This window comes from Vreelandella mediterranea (genome assembly GCF_970647075.1).
Window position 1 is genome coordinate 2,111,406 of record NZ_OZ310198.1, and the last position, 16,428, is coordinate 2,127,833.

General features: G+C 62.0%; 11 protein-coding genes. 8 read left to right on the forward strand and 3 right to left on the reverse strand.

Annotation, left to right across the window (positions count from 1 at the left end; all coding sequences use genetic code 11):
* The first annotated feature begins 45 nt into the window (after nucleotides 1–45).
* The 4 genes from uca to atzF are packed head-to-tail and all read left to right on the forward strand — an operon-like array spanning nucleotide 46 to nucleotide 7,280.
* Nucleotides 46–3,669: an urea carboxylase gene (gene uca / locus ACWFVE_RS09900; protein WP_447529104.1), complete on the forward strand. Its 3,624-nt coding sequence runs from the start codon at nucleotides 46–48 to the stop codon at nucleotides 3,667–3,669.
* Nucleotides 3,666–4,745, forward strand: a complete 1,080-nt coding sequence (locus ACWFVE_RS09905; RefSeq protein WP_447529105.1) for an isopenicillin N synthase family dioxygenase — start codon at nucleotides 3,666–3,668, stop codon at nucleotides 4,743–4,745. The genes uca and ACWFVE_RS09905 overlap by 4 nt, the downstream gene beginning before the upstream one ends.
* Complete coding sequence (locus ACWFVE_RS09910) at nucleotides 4,742–5,449, forward strand: hypothetical protein (RefSeq protein WP_447529106.1); 708 nt, start codon at nucleotides 4,742–4,744, stop codon at nucleotides 5,447–5,449. Before ACWFVE_RS09905 ends, ACWFVE_RS09910 begins: the two co-directional genes overlap by 4 nt.
* 10 nt (nucleotides 5,450–5,459) lie before the next feature.
* The gene (gene atzF, locus ACWFVE_RS09915) at nucleotides 5,460–7,280 is read left to right on the forward strand and encodes an allophanate hydrolase (RefSeq protein ID WP_447529107.1); all 1,821 of its coding nucleotides are present in this window, start codon (nucleotides 5,460–5,462) and stop codon (nucleotides 7,278–7,280) included.
* A 43-nt stretch (nucleotides 7,281–7,323) separates the two neighbouring features.
* On the opposite strand, the gene ACWFVE_RS09920 is transcribed toward atzF, so the two are convergent.
* Nucleotides 7,324–8,427 (reverse strand): hypothetical protein, encoded by a 1,104-nt coding sequence (locus tag ACWFVE_RS09920; protein ID WP_447529108.1) that lies wholly within the window; start codon nucleotides 8,425–8,427, stop codon nucleotides 7,324–7,326.
* A gap of 97 nt (nucleotides 8,428–8,524) precedes the next feature.
* Nucleotides 8,525–10,684, reverse strand: coding sequence for a TonB-dependent siderophore receptor (locus ACWFVE_RS09925; protein ID WP_447529109.1), 2,160 nt, complete (start codon nucleotides 10,682–10,684; stop codon nucleotides 8,525–8,527).
* 177 nt (nucleotides 10,685–10,861) lie between these two features.
* Here ACWFVE_RS09925 and ACWFVE_RS09930 point away from each other — a divergent pair, with 177 nt between their 5' ends.
* The 4 genes from ACWFVE_RS09930 to ACWFVE_RS09945 all read left to right on the forward strand — a co-directional run bounded on the left by ACWFVE_RS09930 (nucleotide 10,862) and on the right by ACWFVE_RS09945 (nucleotide 15,394).
* Nucleotides 10,862–11,863 carry a helix-turn-helix domain-containing protein gene (locus tag ACWFVE_RS09930; RefSeq protein WP_447529110.1) on the forward strand — a complete coding sequence of 334 codons (1,002 nt, stop codon included), beginning with the start codon at nucleotides 10,862–10,864 and terminating at the stop codon, nucleotides 11,861–11,863.
* A gap of 70 nt (nucleotides 11,864–11,933) precedes the next feature.
* On the forward strand, nucleotides 11,934–12,296 hold the full coding sequence (locus ACWFVE_RS09935; protein WP_447529111.1) for a hypothetical protein: 363 nt from the start codon (nucleotides 11,934–11,936) through the stop codon (nucleotides 12,294–12,296).
* An 8-nt stretch (nucleotides 12,297–12,304) separates the two neighbouring features.
* Nucleotides 12,305–14,338 (forward strand): pyrroloquinoline quinone-dependent dehydrogenase, encoded by a 2,034-nt coding sequence (locus ACWFVE_RS09940; RefSeq protein WP_447529112.1) that lies wholly within the window; start codon nucleotides 12,305–12,307, stop codon nucleotides 14,336–14,338.
* Between the two features lie 159 nt (nucleotides 14,339–14,497).
* Nucleotides 14,498–15,394: a ParB/Srx family N-terminal domain-containing protein gene (locus ACWFVE_RS09945; protein WP_447529113.1), complete on the forward strand. Its 897-nt coding sequence runs from the start codon at nucleotides 14,498–14,500 to the stop codon at nucleotides 15,392–15,394.
* A gap of 38 nt (nucleotides 15,395–15,432) precedes the next feature.
* Here ACWFVE_RS09945 and ACWFVE_RS09950 read toward each other — a convergent pair whose 3' ends face one another.
* Nucleotides 15,433–16,287, reverse strand: coding sequence for an ion transporter (locus ACWFVE_RS09950; RefSeq protein WP_447529114.1), 855 nt, complete (start codon nucleotides 16,285–16,287; stop codon nucleotides 15,433–15,435).
* Nucleotides 16,288–16,428: the final 141 nt, after the last annotated feature.

The following is a 16,428-nucleotide window of genomic DNA, read 5'->3' on the forward strand; positions in this document are numbered from 1 at the left end:
GCCAAACAATTCGCGGGACGACCCGCCTTTTGGGTAGGCAGAGCCATGTCCATAAACACTCCGTTTAACAAAGTCTTGATCGCCAACCGGGGCGCCATCGCCGCGCGCATCCTGCGGACCTTGAACGCGCTGGGCGTAGGCAGTGTCGTGGTGTACGCCGATGCCGACCGGGACGCGCCCTACGTACATCAGGCCGATGAAGCCTACTCTCTGGGCGAAGGGCCGGCCAGCGACACCTATCTGGATATCGACAAGCTGATCGCGATCGCCAAACTAAGCGGCGCACAGGCCGTTCACCCCGGCTACGGCTTTCTATCCGAAAACACCCGTTTCATTACTGCCTGCGACGACGCCGGGCTGATATTTCTGGGGCCCACCGCCGAGCAAATCCGTCAGTTTGGTTTAAAACACGAAGCGCGGGCACTGGCCGAGCAAGCCGGGGTTCCTCTCGTTCCCGGATCAGCCCTTCTTGATGACGTGGATGGCGCTGTCAAAAACGCCGAACGGATCGGCTACCCCGTCATGCTCAAGTCCACCGCCGGCGGCGGCGGTATCGGTATGCAGGTATGCCAAAACCAGGAAGAACTGGTTCGCGCCTTCGACTCGGTCAAGGGCCTGGGCGAGCGTAACTTCGGCGATGGCGGTGTCTTTGTCGAAGCCTACATCGCCCGCGCCCGCCATCTGGAAGTTCAGCTTTTCGGCGACGGCCAGGGCGACGTCATTGCCCTGGGCGAGCGCGACTGCTCTACCCAGCGCCGCCACCAGAAGGTGATCGAGGAGTGCCCGGCGCCGAATCTTCCCACCAGCGTGCGCGAGGCGCTGCACGCCACAGCGGTGGCGCTTGGCAAGGCCGTCGATTATCGCAGCGCCGGCACGGTCGAGTTCATTTATGACGCCACGCGCGAAGCCTTCTACTTTCTCGAGGTCAATACGCGCCTGCAGGTCGAGCACGGCGTGACCGAACTGGTTTACGGCGTCGATATCGTCGAGTGGATGGTGCGCTTGGGGGCCAATGAACTGCCCGCCCTCAAATCGCTTTCAAGCGATCTGGCGCCCAGCGGCCACGCCGTCCAGGCACGTCTTTATGCCGAAGACCCGGCCCACGATTTTCGGCCCAGCGCCGGACTTCTTACAGAGGTCGCCTTCCCGGCCGGGGAAGGGCTTCGCGTGGACCACGCCGTCGAATCGGGCCTCGAGGTTTCAGCGTTTTTCGACCCGATGCTAGCCAAGATCATGGTGCATGGTATGACCCGCGAAAGCGCCACCCAGGCCCTTGCCGACACCCTCGAGGCCTCCACGGTGTACGGTATTGCCACCAACCGTACTTGGCTTGCCCACGTATTATGCGCCGAACGCTTCATAAAGGCGGATATCGATACTCACTGGTTGACGACGCTCGACTGGGCGCCGCCCGCCATCGAGGTACTCGTACCTGGCACACTCACCACGGTACAGGACTACCCCGGCCGCCAGGGACACTGGGATGTCGGTGTACCGCCGTCCGGCGCGTTCGACGACTGGTCGTTTCGCCTGGGCAATCGGCTGCTTGATAACCCCACGGACGCTGCCGGGCTCGAAATCACCCTGAACGGCCCGACGCTGCGCTTTCATCGTGAAACGCAAATCGTGCTGACCGGAACAGCGCTTTCGGCGTCCATCGACGGCTCGCCGGTCGATTTTTGGCAAGTGATCGACATTCCCGCCGGGGCAACCCTGGCGCTGGGTAAAGCGAACGTGGGCGCCCGCGCCTATCTACTGGTGCGGGGCGGCATCGAGTGCCCGCGCTATCTGGGCTCGCGCAGCACGTTCACCCTGGGCCAGTTCGGCGGACACGCCGGGCGCGCGCTGCGCAGCGGCGATATGCTGGATCTTCCCCAATTAACGCCCGCCGCGACTCAAAAGCTTGATCAAGCGCTCATCCCGAACATCGGTACCACGACAGAGGTCACCGAGATCGCCGTTCTCTACGGCCCCCACGGCGCCCCGGATTTTTTCACCGATGACGATATCGAACGCTTTTTCGCCCACGAGTGGGAAGTTCACTACAACTCTAGCCGTACCGGCGTTCGGCTGATTGGGCCGCGCCCGCAGTGGGCCCGCCCGGATGGCGGCGAAGCGGGGCTGCATCCTTCCAATATTCACGATAACGCTTACGCCTTTGGCACGATCGACTTCACCGGCGACATGCCCGTCATACTCGGTCCGGACGGGCCATCGCTTGGAGGCTTCGTCTGCCCGGCCACCGTGGTGCGAGCCGAGCGCTGGAAACTCGGCCAACTCACCGCCGGCAACAAGGTGCGCTTCGTGCCGGTCACGCTGGCAACAGCCCGTGCGCTCGAAGAGCAACAGCTCGAGCAGCTAGAGGCGCTGAAACCGACTCATAAAATCGCCTTCCAGCCCGAGCAAACATCTCCTGTTCTGCGTGAAGTGCCCGCTCGCGAGGCCGGCGAAGACATCGTTTACCGCCGCGCAGGGGATGATTTTCTGTTGATCGAGTTCGGCCCCATGGAGCTCGACATCGCTCTGCGCTTTCGGTTCCACGCCTGGATGCTTTGGCTTCGTGAGAATACGTTACCGGGACTTCGCGAATTAACGCCCGGCATTCGCTCGCTGCAGGTACATTACGAGCCTCTCGAGCTCGGCTTGGAGTCGCTGCTCGCTCACCTGCAAAAAGCCGAGCAGGCGCTCATCGACATCGAGTCGCTGGAAGTGGAATCTCGCGTGGTACATCTACCGCTCTCCTGGGACGACCCCGCCTGCCAGGAAGCAATCGACAAGTACCAGCGCAGCGTTCGCCCGGATGCACCCTGGTGCCCCAGCAACCTGGACTTCATTCGCCGCATCAACGCCCTGGACACCGAGCAGCAGGTGCGCGATATCGTCTTCGATGCCCGCTATCTCGTCATGGGCCTGGGCGATGTCTATTTGGGCGCGCCGGTAGCCACTCCGCTGGACCCTCGCCAGCGGCTGGTCACCACCAAGTACAACCCGGCGCGTACGTGGACGGCAGAAAACTCGGTCGGTATCGGCGGTGCCTATCTATGCGTTTACGGAATGGAAGGCCCGGGCGGCTACCAGTTCGTCGGAAGAACCCTGCAGATGTGGAACCGCTATCGCACCACCGAGCATTTCGAGAACCCTTGGCTTTTGCGCTTTTTCGATCAGTTGAGCTTTTATGAAGTCAGCCACGACGAGCTTCAAAAAATTCGCCGCGACTTCCCTCACGGTCGTTTTGACCTGTCCGTCGAAACCACCCGCTTCCGCTTGGCCGACTACCAGGCCGAGATCGATAAAAACGCCGATGCGATCGATGCGTTTCGCACCAAACGCGAACAGGCGTTTCAAGCGGAAATGGCCGCCTGGCGCGCCAACGGTCAATTCACGTTCGAAGATCAGACGCCCATCGCTTCCGAGGTCGAAACCCTTGATGACGCCGAATTAGGCATCGAAAGCCCGGTGACGGGCAGCCTGTGGAAACTGCTGGTCCAAAAGGGTGAGTGGGTCGAGGCGGGCCAGCGCGTAGCCCTGGTGGAGTCCATGAAGATGGAAGTGGAAGTCACCACTCACAGCGCTGGGCGCGTGACGCGACTACCCTTGGCCGAAGGCGACGCCGTCGCCCCCGGCCAGCCTTTGATCGTGCTCACCAGCAAAGAGGAGGCCGACGCATGAAGACACCTAATGAAGACTCACGGCTCACCGAGTTTCAGGCGATACCGGTCATCGATATTCACGACCTGATCCACGGCGATCACTCTGCCAAGATGCAAGTCGCTGAAAAGCTCGGCCAAGCCGCTCGAGACGTCGGTTTTTTTCAGATCGTCGGCCACGGCATCGACACCACGCTACGCGAAGGACTTATCAACCAGGCCAAGCGCTTTTTCGCCCTGCCAACAGAGGCCAAGATGGAGCGCTACATTGGCCGCTACAGCCACCATCGCGGCTACGTGCCACCGGGTGAGGAGTCGCCGGACCCGACCAAACCCGATATAAAGGAAGCCTTCGATATCGCCCTTGAATTGCCGGAGGATGACCCGGAAGTCGTCGCAGGCACCCCGTTACTCGGCCCCAACCCTTGGCCGGAACTGGATGGCTTTAAAGAGCCGGTCGGTGCCTATTATGAAGCGGCTTACCAGGTGGGGCGAAGGCTCATGGAAGGTTTTGAGCTCACGTTGGGGCTTGAGGTGAAAAGGCTTCTTCGCCACGTGAACAAACCGCCGAGCCAGCTGCGTCTAATCCACTATCCGTTCAATCCCGACGCACAGGATGCTCAGGGTATCGGAGCGCATACCGACTACGAGTGCTTTACCCTACTGCTGCCTACCGCGCCAGGTCTCGAGGTCATGAACGGCGCGGGCGAATGGATCGATGTTCCTTTTCAGCAGGGCGCCCTGGTGGTCAATATCGGCGATATGCTCGAAATCTGGAGCAATGGCGATTTCGTCGCCACCTCGCACCGGGTGCGCAAGGTCAAGGAGGAGCGCTACTCGTTTCCACTGTTTTTCGCCTGCGATTACCACACCGTGGTAGAACCGCTGCCCGAACTGGTGGCCCACCACGGGAAAGCCCGCTACTCCCCACTCAAGGCCGGGGATCACCTTTACGCGCAGACCATTCAGACCTTTCGCTACCTGCGCGAGCGCTTGGCGCGGGGCGATATCGCCATGCCCGAAGGCTCACGGAAAGTGGGAAGCTTGGGACAGCACGGCAAACGCAAGGCCGAGGATGGCGAGGAGTCAAACAAATGAACTGCTCGCTACCTTGCGTTCCTAAACGTTACCGAGGTGTTTGGCAACGTACCCTGTACGGCGAACCGGCAACATCGCCCTACCGACAAACTGATACCGAGACCCAGGTTTTTTGGCTGCAGGGTGAACGTTGGCACGCCGACCTGCGCCTGCCGAAACACACGCCGGATTTTACCGGCATCGAGCGGCTCGAGCAGTGCCATCGCACGCAGCTTACGTGGTTGGCGGGTCTTACCGCCTTTGCGGGAATCACTCAGGTAGAGCAGCGGCTTTGCACATGGCACCGATTTCAGGATTTATGCCCTGGCCTCGAGCAAGACGTGGGGCTCCTCATGGTATTGGACGATGTTCACATGGAGGAGCACGCCGTTGATGATCGCTACGTCGAGCACTGGCGACACATCGCTGACCCAAGCGTCAAGGAAACGGTCCGAACAGATACGTCAGGCCGTCTTCGCTGGCTGGAACTTGGCGATCACGCTATCGAAATAACCCCGCGTTCAGAGGCTCCCCACGCATCAGCGCTGTTCGAGCCTTTAGCCGCCGCCACCCATGACACTCTGCGCTGGCGCGCCAGTTTACGCTTCGATTATCTACAGCGGAGCCAACAAGGGTGGCACATCACGCTTTCGACGCATCCCTGGCGGACAGGCGGCATCATCCGCCCCCGAGGATCGAACCCAAGTGAACAAACGACTAACTAAGGAACAGCGCATGGCACTCACACGCCCACTGGATATCAAGAGCCTTCACGCCGCCTACCGAACAGGCGAGTTAACGCCCGCCGCTTTAATCGATGAGCTGCTCTACCTTGCCGAGGAACGCGCCCCGGATCCGGCCTGGATCACCCGGTTAACCCGCGAGCAGCTAGCGCCCTACTTGCAGCGACTGGAGGGCGAGTCGCCCAGTACCCTGCCCCTTTACGGCATGCCGTTTGCGATCAAGGACAATATCGACTTGGCGGGCATTCCCACCACGGCGGGAAGCCCAGCTTACGCTTATACGCCAGGTGATCACGCCTTCGTGGTACAGCAACTGGTGGATGCCGGGGCCATCCCGATGGGCAAGACCAACCTGGATCAGTTCGCCACGGGGCTTGTCGGTGAGCGGGCGCTCGACGTGTACGGCACACCGGCCAACGCTTTCGACCCTGCGCTTGTCCCTGGTGGTTCCAGCAGCGGCTCCGCGGTAGTCACGGCCGCGGGGCTTGTAAGCTTTGCGCTAGGCACCGATACCGCGGGCTCGGGCCGGGTGCCGGCCTGTTTTCATAACCTTTATGGCGTCAAGCCAAGCCTTGGCCTGCTAAGCACCCGGGGCGTTGTCCCCGCCTGCAAAACGCTGGATACCATAAGCCTCTTTACGTTGACCACCGACGATGCCGACGCCCTTCTAAGGGTTACCGCCGTGTTTGACGAGCAGTGCGAATGGTCGCGCCACCATGACTTTGCCGTGCTGGGTAAGCGTTATGGAAAAGCGCCTGGCTCGTTTCGCTTTGGCGTGCCGCCTGAAACCCAGTGGCAAACCGATGCCGCCTACACCCAAGGCATGAAGCAGGCTATTCGCGAACTGGAGGCGTTGGGTGGCGAGAAGGTGGAGCTTGACTGCACGCCCCTGCTTGGCGCCGCGCGCCTGCTCTACGAAGGCCCCTGGGTCGCCGAGCGCTATCACGTGATTCGCGAGCTGATGGCAAAAGAGCCCGACGCCGTGCATCCAGTCACCTTTCAGATCACCCAAGGCGGCGCCACGCCGCTGGCGGTCGATGCGTTCGACGCCCGCTATAAACTCGCCGAGTACAAGCGCCAGGCGGACGCGCTGATAAGCCAGGTCGATGTGATGCTCTCGCCCACCACGGTGACCCATCCAAGCAAGGCAGAGGTAGCGGCGGACCCTATAGGCGTGAACTCCCGTCTGGGTACCTGGACCAACTTCATGAACCTTCTGGATTATAGCGCTCTGGCCGTGCCCGTTGGCTTTAGCGGAAAAGGTCTGCCGGTAGGCGTCACCCTGTTTGGGCCGGTATTCGACGATCTAAAACTGCTCACGCTTGCCAGAGGAATCGAAGAGCGCTTGGAGCTGCCGCTGGGCGCGACAAGGGTGGCGCATCCCGAGCTTGAAACGCTTGAAACGCTCGCCCAGGACGGCACCCTGGAGCTGGTAGTATGCGGCGCCCATCTCGAGGGATTGCCGCTCAATCACCAGCTTACCGAGCGCGGCGGTGTAAAGGTGTCTGACACCCAAAGCGCCCCACACTACAAACTCTATGCCTTGGCCGGCGGACCGCCCGCACGCCCGGCCATGGTGCGCGACGAAAGCGGCCAAGCCATTGCGGTAGAAGTATGGCGTCTACCTATCGAAACAATCGGAAGTTTTCTAGCCGGTATCCCCGCTCCGCTGGGCCTTGGCCAGGTAGAGCTTGCTGACGGGCGCTGGAAATGCGGTTTTATCTGCACCGCGGGGGCACTCGATGAAAGCGGTCACGCTGAAGATGTCACCGCATTCGGCGGCTGGAAAGCCTGGCTCGAGCAAACGGCTTGACGTTTGTTTGAACGCCTGGCTTGAGGCGGGTGCTCGCCTGGTATCATGAAGTACCATGATCCGGCGAGCGGTCAGGCTTGTTAATCACGGCCCGCGCGAGCGGCAGCACCAGCCACAAAAACGGCGTCACTACCCAGCGCCAAATGAACCGCGTCAAAATCAACACCGGCAGCAACACGATCAACCAGAGCAAAAACTGGCCAAGCCAAGCCGGCAGCCCAAGCCACTGGGCCACGTTCGCCCCCAGCGCGCTGATCAGCGAGGGGTGGCGAATCACGACGTAGGCGGTGGTGGTGAGCGCGGCGATTTTGGCCACCCGGGGGAGCGTGGCGAAGCGCGCGGTACCACCGAGGGCGGCAGAGCGTACGCCGGTCTGGGCGCCCCGGGCTTCTACGCCGGCGACCCGGGCCCCACGGGCGGCGCGACCGGCGCGCAGCACCTTCACCGTACTCGCCATCAACAGAAGATCGACCCCGGCCCAACCTACGTCCGCCGCACCGATCGCCTCGTCCCGGCGCCACTGGTTCTCCAGGTTGCGTACGCCGCTGGTGAAGAAATCGCCCACACCCGTCACCACTCGCTCGCCCTGCAGCCAGTGAATGTCGCCTTGTGCGTCTTGTACGAACTGATTCAACAGCGCGTGACCTTCATCGAGCAGCAGCGCAATGCCCATCTGACCGCGAGTGTCCGGCCCCCACTCGGGCGCCTCGCTCTGTTCGTCGTCGGCGTCGTTCCACCAGCGACTGGCCGCCTGGTAGCGCTCCCCCAGCCAGTGCCGGGCTTTGAGCGTGGCGATATCGTGTTCGCGGTAGTAGGCGATGGGCAGCACGGCATCCGGCCCGTAACGTGCGAGCACTTCCTGAAAGGCGGGAAGAAAAGCGTAGGTCGACAGTGTCTCGCGGGCGATATCCCCGTAGCGCGCCAGCGCCAGGTGGGCGTTCATCCAAAGGGCGGGATCATCGGCGTAGTGAAGAAAGACGGCGTTGACCGTAGCGCTCTCTTCATCCAACGACGCCTGGAGAGAAGGCAGCGCCCGCTGAGCCTCCAGGCGTATCAGGCGCGGCTCGAAGGCGTCGCCGGAGGCAAGCGTTGCCAGCAGCCCGGCCGTGACGACGGCTAACGCGATAATCACCGGTACAACGCGCATACGGCTCCCTCGAGCGATGGCAAAGGAGTTCATTAAAGCGCAACGCCCGCAAAACTCAAGGTTTGCGGGCGTTACCAGGCACTCGGCGCCGTACCGGTTAGAAATCGTAGCTTAGGGTGGCCATCACGTTGGCGGGGGCGCCTGGCATGTTGAAGGTGTTCGCCCCGCCCACCCGGTTGTAGTACTCTCGGTCGAAGACGTTGTTGAAGTTGAGCTGGCCGCTGACGCTTTCGTTGAAGTCGTAACCGACCATCGCGTCGAACACCGCGTAACCCGGCGCATCGACGCCGCTGCTGGAGCCGAAGTCGCTCATTGCCGTCATGCCGGCGCCCACCCGCAGGCCACCCAGCGCCTCACCGGCGAAGTCGTACTGGGTCCAGAGGTTGACGATGTTCTTCGGCATCAGCAGGAAGATGGCGTCCTCGCGGGCATCGCCGCTTTGCTGCACCTCGGTGTCCAGATACGTATAGCCGGCGATCACGTCCCACTGATCGGTGACGCTGCCGGTCACCTCGAACTCGGCGCCCTGGATGCGCATCTTGCCGATCGGCACCGAATAGCTGGCCCCGGTATCCGGCGAGGTCCCCGCGCGGTTATCGTCGTACAGGCGGAAGGCGCTAAGGCGGGCGTTCACGTCGCCGTTCAGGTAGCTCCCCTTCACGCCCACCTCATACTGGTCGCCCTCACGCGGCTCGATCAGGTTGGCGTCCGGGCCCTCGGCGGTCTGCGGCTTGAAGACCTGGGAGTAGCTTGCGTAGAGCGAGTGGTTTTCGTCGACATCGAACACCACGCCGGCGTAGGGGGTCACTTTGGTATCGCTTCGATCCTGATAGGTATCGGCGGCCTTGTCCTCGAAATCGATATCGTAACGGCTCACCCGGGTGCCGGCGATCAGCGCCAGCGGGTCGATCGGGCGTAGGGTCAACTTGCCATAAAGCCCGGACTCTTCCAGCCGGGTATCGGTATGGGCATAGCCCGAACCGGTCGCCCGGGAAGCCCCCAGCACGTCCACAAAAGCCAGCTCATTGAGCTCGTCGCGGGTGACCCGGCGCCCGGCCAGGCTGCGCGAACGCCCGGACTCGGTCTCGGTGTCGAAGCGCTTGTAGTCGCCGCCCACCACGAATTCGCTGACGCTATCGAAGACGGCGAAGGGTTGGCTGTAGCTTGCATCCAGCGCCAGCGCTTGCTGATCGATCCGGCTGCCGATCGCCGCCACCGTCAAGCGGTCATCCACATCCAAAGCGCTGCCGCCGAAGGCGTAGTTGTAGTTGGCATTACGATCCGAATAGCGCGCCGCGACCCGCCCAAAGCCGCCGGTATCGAAGCGATGGGTCAGCTCGGCGATCCAGTCGTTCGAATAGCTGTCGAAGTCGTTCCAACCGGCGCCGAAGAAATCCGAACGCGACCCATACAGAAGCTCGTTGTCGGGGCCTACCGGATGGCCGTTGTTGACGCGGATGTCCTTGCTGTTATGGATGTAGGCAAGCCCGAAGGTGGTCGAATCGTCGAGGTCGACGTCGATGGCGGCGTAAATATCGTTTTGCTGGTTGGTGTTGCGATCGACGAACTCACCGTGATGGGCGCGGTCGAGCACCAACCGCCCGCGCACCCGGCCATCATCGCCATCGAGCGGGCCGGAAACATCGACCTGGGCCGAGCGCTGCTGATCGGTTCCCGCGCCTACGCTGATGCGCCCCTGCGGGTCGTAGGTAGGCCGCTTGCGCACCAGGTTGACGATGCCGCCCATTTCGCTGGTGCTATCGAAAAGCCCGGAGGGGCCGCGCATGATCTCGACCCGGTCGAACGCCGAAAGCGTTGGCACCGAGCCGGTGATGCTGGTCATGGGCGCGGGCAAGCCGTCGATACTGTACTCGTCGTACTCGAAACCGCGAGCGTAAATCGAGGAGCGGCCGTTGTCGTTGGAGAGCACGCGCATGCCCGGCGTGCGGCGGCCAAGCTCGTCCAGGGTGGTGAAGTTTTGATCCTCGATCGCCTCGCGCGTCACCACGCTGACCGACTGGGGAATATCGCGCAGGGAGGCCGGGGTTTTGGTTCCCACGGTCGCCGCATCCACCCCGTAGCCACCGGTCACCTCGGAAGGCAGCATTTCGTACAGGCGGTTGCCTTCCACGGTCACGGTCTCGAGTCGCACAGCCTCGCCGGTGGCCTGCGCCAGTACGTTCGGCGTAAAGCCGAGCAGCAGCGCCGCACTCCCCACCGCGGCCGCGTTTTGATAAGTACGCCGTTTGACCAACATCGCTCCCTCCCCTTTTGATATCTGGTTCGCGCCTGCTTTGCGAATGAGAATCCATTGCAATAAAATTCAAGGCAGCGGATTATGGCATCTTGCGGGGCGCACCACCTTTGCCAAGGCGTCGCTTTGCTATGCAAACGCTGCAAATACGATAAGCAGGCTTATTTACAGGAGCCGCACGTGGACGGTTCACGCGACAAGCACGTCATTAGCACGACCGACCTGCAACGGTTGTCGGCACATCTGGTAAAACAGCAGCGCCTGGAGGCGCCAGCCTGGGACAAACGCTCGGCGCCGCTTTCGGGAAAAATGTGGGTGAGCGAGCGGGAACCGGGCATGCAGCTGCGCCTGGCGGACATCGAGGACCGCTTTGGGCTCAAAAGCCAGGCCCTGCTCCCGGCGGGGGTCAAAATCGCGCTGGTCGTCCAGGGCAGTGCCCAAGTGTGCTACGGCCATCATGAAACGCAGCTGGGCCCGGAAGAGCCGCACTGCGCGCTGATCGCCACCCTTCCCGATAAAACGCCCTTCGTGCGCACCGGTCGGCCGGGCACTTTCGAGCGTACGCTGACGCTCTCGCTCTCCCCACGCTGGCTAGCGCGCCACGGCTACCAGGCCCTGGCCGAGTCCCCTTCGCCTGCGGTTCACCCCTTTACCCCCTCGTCCGGCCTTTTGGCCCTGGCCAAGAGCCTCTTCGAGACCGGCAGCGAAGCGCCCACGCCGGCCACGCGTTTGATCATCGACGGCTTCGCCACCCTTTTGGCCGGCGAGGCGCTAAAGCACGCGCCGCAAAAGCCCCCCGCTTTGGCCCCGGGCCGGGTACGCCTGGCAAGGCTCATGGCGCTCATCGATCGGGGAGAAGCGCGCGGGCTCAGCCAAAAAGCGCTGGCCCGGCGGCTGGGCATGAGCCTAAGTGCGCTGCAAAGAAGTTTTTCCAGCGAACGCGGCGAGCCGCTGGGCCAGTTTTTACGCCGCCACCACTTGGATAGGGCGCGAAAGGCGCTGGAGCAGGAGGCGATTAGCATCGAACAAGCGGCGATGCTGGCGGGCTACACCAGCGCCACCAACTTCGCCACGGCCTTCAAACGCGAATTTGGTATAGCGCCGAGCGATTACCGTAGCCAGCGCAGGGACTCAAAACGCGCCCGCCGCGACATTTCACCGCACAAGCGCGGCGTCTGCTAGGCTTAAACGGCACACGACTGATCCACCGAACCGCTATCTATAAAAAACCAATTAGGGAGCAATCATTACCATGGCTACGTTACACGGGAGCCGACCGGGCGTTTGGGTACTGCTGGTCGCCGCACTTATCGGGGGAACGTTAGCGCTTTACGCTTATTTGACACCGTTGACCGGCGTTACCGGAACCCTTGGCGCGCTGGTGGCCATACTGGGCTGCGCGATACTGGCAGCGGCGGCGGCAGGGCTTTTCAAGCTCCACCAGGGCGCCGGTCTTGTCGTACTACGCGTGCTTATTTTACTGGGGTTGGCGGGTACATTTTTTGCCGCCCTGCTACTTCATCAGTGGCTGCTGGCCGCGGTACTGGTGATCGGCCTCGTGGGGCTGGTCATCGATATCGCCCGCGCTTCTTCTCGTACACCCGACCGTCTTTGAGGCGCATCATGTCAAACGATCACGGTTTTTCCTCGCGCCCTACCCTGCGTCTTTTACCCGGTATGACGCCGCTTGCGCTCTCGACGCTGCTACTGGCGCCGCTGCCGCTGCTGGCTCAACCAACGCAAGCGCCTGAAGAGGCGCCGGATGCGCAAGCGCGTTCCGAAAACAGCGCCGCGCCCATTCCCCTGGTGCCCGAAGGTGGTGTGTGGGACGGCTTTCATGGCCAGCTCAACGCGCAAAAATATAGCCCGCTTGACCAGATCAACGTCGACAATGTTGGCGAGCTCGAAAAAGCCTGGGAATTTCATACCGGGGACGTCTCCGATGGCTCCGGTGACACCGCGCCCACGGTCTGGTCGGCCACGCCGGTGTTTGCCAACGACACGGTTTATATCGGCACGCCGTTTTATCGGGTGTTCGCCCTCGACCCGGCCACCGGCGAAGAGCGCTGGCGCTTCGATACCGCCTCGAGCCAACAGACGCTAACCCAGCCGGCGCTCAAAAGCCGCGGTGTCGCCTACTGGGAGGCCGACGACCCCGTCGAGGGCGAGGCCTGCCAGAAGATCGTCTACTTCGGCACCATGGATGCCCAGCTCTTTGCGTTGGACGCCGATAGCGGCGAGCTGTGCGAAGGGTTTGGCGACGGCGGTGTATTGAACGTCGACGAGTGGAACAACATGCCCGAGAACTGGCCGCTGTCGCTTCTACAGCCCCCCACCGTGGTGGGCGACCGGCTAATTCTGGGCTGGGCGGGCAAGGATTGGGAGGAGAGCGAGGCACCGGCGGGTACGGTGTTCGGTCTCAACGCGCGCACCGGGGAGCGCGAATGGACCTTCGAGGCGCTGACACAAGAGATGCGCGAACGAAGCGGCACCGCCAACGTCTGGACCCACATGAGCGCCGATGAAGAGCTAGGGCTCGTTTACCTGCCCGTGGCCTCGCCCTCGCCCAACTTCTGGGGCGGCAACCGCACCGAAGAAGTGCCGCTGGCGACTTCGACCACCGCACTGGATATCGAAACCGGCGAGGTGGTCTGGTCGCGTCAGTGGGTGCATCACGACATCTGGGATTACGACATCAACGCCGCGCCGACGCTGATGGACATCACCGTCGATGGTGAAGAGATTCCCGCCTTGATGCAGGCCACCAAAATGGGCTTTCTGTTCGTGGTGAACCGCGAAACCGGCGAGGACGTCTGGCCGATCGAGGAGCGCGAAGTGCCCGGCGGCGATGGCAACGTAGAGGGTGAGGTGTATGCGCCCACCCAGCCTTTCCCCACACTGCCCGCGCCGCTTCTGGACCAGTCCGAGAAACCCAAGGTATGGGCACTGGCGGATGCGGTCAGCTTCGGCCAGTGTTCGGCGCTTTGGGACGATCTTTGGTACGAGGGCATGTACACCCCGCCCACCACCGAAGGCGAAGGGACGCTGGCCTACCCGGACAGCGCCGGCGGCGTGCAGTGGGGCGGCGTGGCGTTCGACCCGCAAAGCCAAACCGCGGTGGTGAACACCTCGCATATCGTGCAGTACATCAAGCTTTTCGATCGCGAGACGTATATCGAAGCGGATAGCGGCTCGGGCAACGAGAGCGGCTTTGCGCCCCAGGAAGGCGCGCCCTACGGTATGCGTTTGGAAGTGGCGCTGAACTGGCTGGGTATGCCCTGTTGGGAGCCGCCCTTTGGCGAGCTCGTTGCGCTGGACATGACCAGCGGCGAGGTCAAATGGCGTCGTCCGGTGGGCGCCTCACAGCAGTTCGGCTTCTTCATGCCGGAGCGCTGGGGCTCGCCGACCATCGGCGGCCCGGCGGTCACCGCCGGGGGTCTGATCTTCATCGGTGCCTCCATGGATGCCAAGGTACGCGCCTATTCGCTGGAAACCGGCGAGCAGCTCTGGTCGGACCAGGCCCAGGCGCCGGTGGTTTCCAACCCGTCGGTGTATGAGTACCAGAGCCGCCAGTACGTGGCCTTCGTCGCCGGGGGTAATACCATCCTGAAAGACCACGTGGGCGACCAGGTCGTCGTGTACGCGCTCCCCGAGTAACTGCATGCAGCGCTATCGAGGCGGCCTCAAAGGCCGCCTTTTTAATGAGTAGCACTTGGGAATAGCACTTGAGAGTAGCGCTTGGCGTCAACGCAGTGTCATCTTCGACGAGTAGGCTCACTCCCCGGTTACCGATGCTGATGACGTTTGGGGAGTTAAATGAAAAAAGTAACGACACTGGTTTTGCTGTTCACGCCGGCGCTGGCCCTGGCCGGCGAAGAGGCCTCGCGGCCGGTGATTGAACACCTGACGTTGGGCGAACTGCGCCCGACCCAGCCAGCGCTGGGTTACCGTCAGATGGATTACAAGCAGGGGCGTTTTGCCCTCGATCGTGAAAAACTGTTCGACGAATACTGCGAAACCGCCGGGCAAGGCGAGATCGCCACCTTCGATGACGCCTCGATGCTCGAGGATATCGAAAGCTTTCGCTGCCAGGACGAGGTCGGCACGCATACCGGCGACATGAAAACGGCGGTGATTGCGCCCAACGGCGAGCGCTACCTGACCGACGGTCATCACACCTTCAGCAATTTCATTACCCAGCAAGGGCCGGCGTTTGAAATGCCGGTGCTGATCACCGACGACTACAGCGAGCTGGCGGATATGCAGCGCTTTTGGGACACCCTGCAAAACGAGCGCCAGGTGTGGCTCGACGCCCCGAATGGCACCATCACGCCGGACGAGCTACCCACCGCATTGGGCCGGGAGCATCAGATGGACGACGCCTGGCGTTCACTGGTCTACTTCACTCGCGGCGTGGGCTACGTCAAGCCCGCCACACCCCCGCCCTTTCTGGAGTTTTACTGGGGGCAGTGGCTTGCCGAGCGACTATCGATGGACGCGCTCGATTTGACCACTCAAGAAGGTTACGCCGAGGCCGTGGCCCAGGCGGCGCGGCTCATGGTCGATACCTCAAGCGACACGGTGATCGCCGAGACGGCCCAGGGGCCGCTAACCGCCAAGGCGATGGGCCAGCTCGACGCCTTCGACCAAAGCGCGCTCGATAAACTTTCAAGCGAGCGCGGCAAGCTCACCTACGCGTTCTCCCAAGAGTAAAAAAAGCCGGACCTCGCGCCTTTTGCCCGGGCGCGGGGTCAACGACGCCTTGAAACCTCGGCCGCCTCGCCCTGCCTGGTCAGCGCGGCTTCCATACGGTCTAGCTGCGCTTGTAAATTGCGTACGTCGCCGCGCAGCGCGCTCAGCTCCGCCTCTTCGCCTTCGCCGTTATCCAGCGCCATCTGGGCGCTCTCCTTTTGCATCACGTCCAGCACGATGCCGATCATCATGTTCAAAAAAACGAAGGCGTTCAAAAAGATGAACGTGAGAAAGTAGATCCAGGCGTAGGGAAACTGCTCCATGGTCGGGTACAGCACCGCCGTGGCCCAGCTCTCGAACGTGGCGACCTGAAAGAGCGTCAGCATGGCCAGCGCAATGTTGCCCCAGAGCTGTTCGTCGACGGTATGGAACAAGAAACTGCCGATCGCCGCGTAGATATAAAAGATGATGAACATCAAAAGCGCCACGTAGCCCATGCGCGGGATCGATTTCAAAAGCGCCGAGAGCAGCATTTGAAGCTCCGGGATCATCGACACCAGGCGCAGCACGCGGAAAATACGCAGAAGCCTGGCCAGCAGCACCATCTCGGACTCATCCATGGGGATGAGACTGGCGGTGACGATCAAAAAGTCGAATATGTTCCAGCCCTTCTTGAAGAAGTCCCTAAGCCGGGGCTCGGCGGCCATACGGATGAGCACTTCGACCAAAAAGAAGACCGTCACCGCCACATCCAGATACCCCAGCCACTGCTCGAACCGGCTCACCTCATCGTAGGTGCGCGCGCCGATCACCAGCGCCGAGATGACGATGATCGCGATCACGACGGTCTCAAAGATTTTATTGCTGCGCAGCTGCTCGAAACGGGCCTGCCAGGTGCTAAACGAAGTGCTCATGACTCAAAGGGTCTCTCGTACGCGATAGCGTGAATCCGGGGGTAAAGCCTGGGCATTATTCCTTTGGAGGTGCCGGCAACGCAAACCCTGGCGCGCATTTAAACGCGGGCCGCCATGGAAGTGATAGAATGAGGGCTTCCC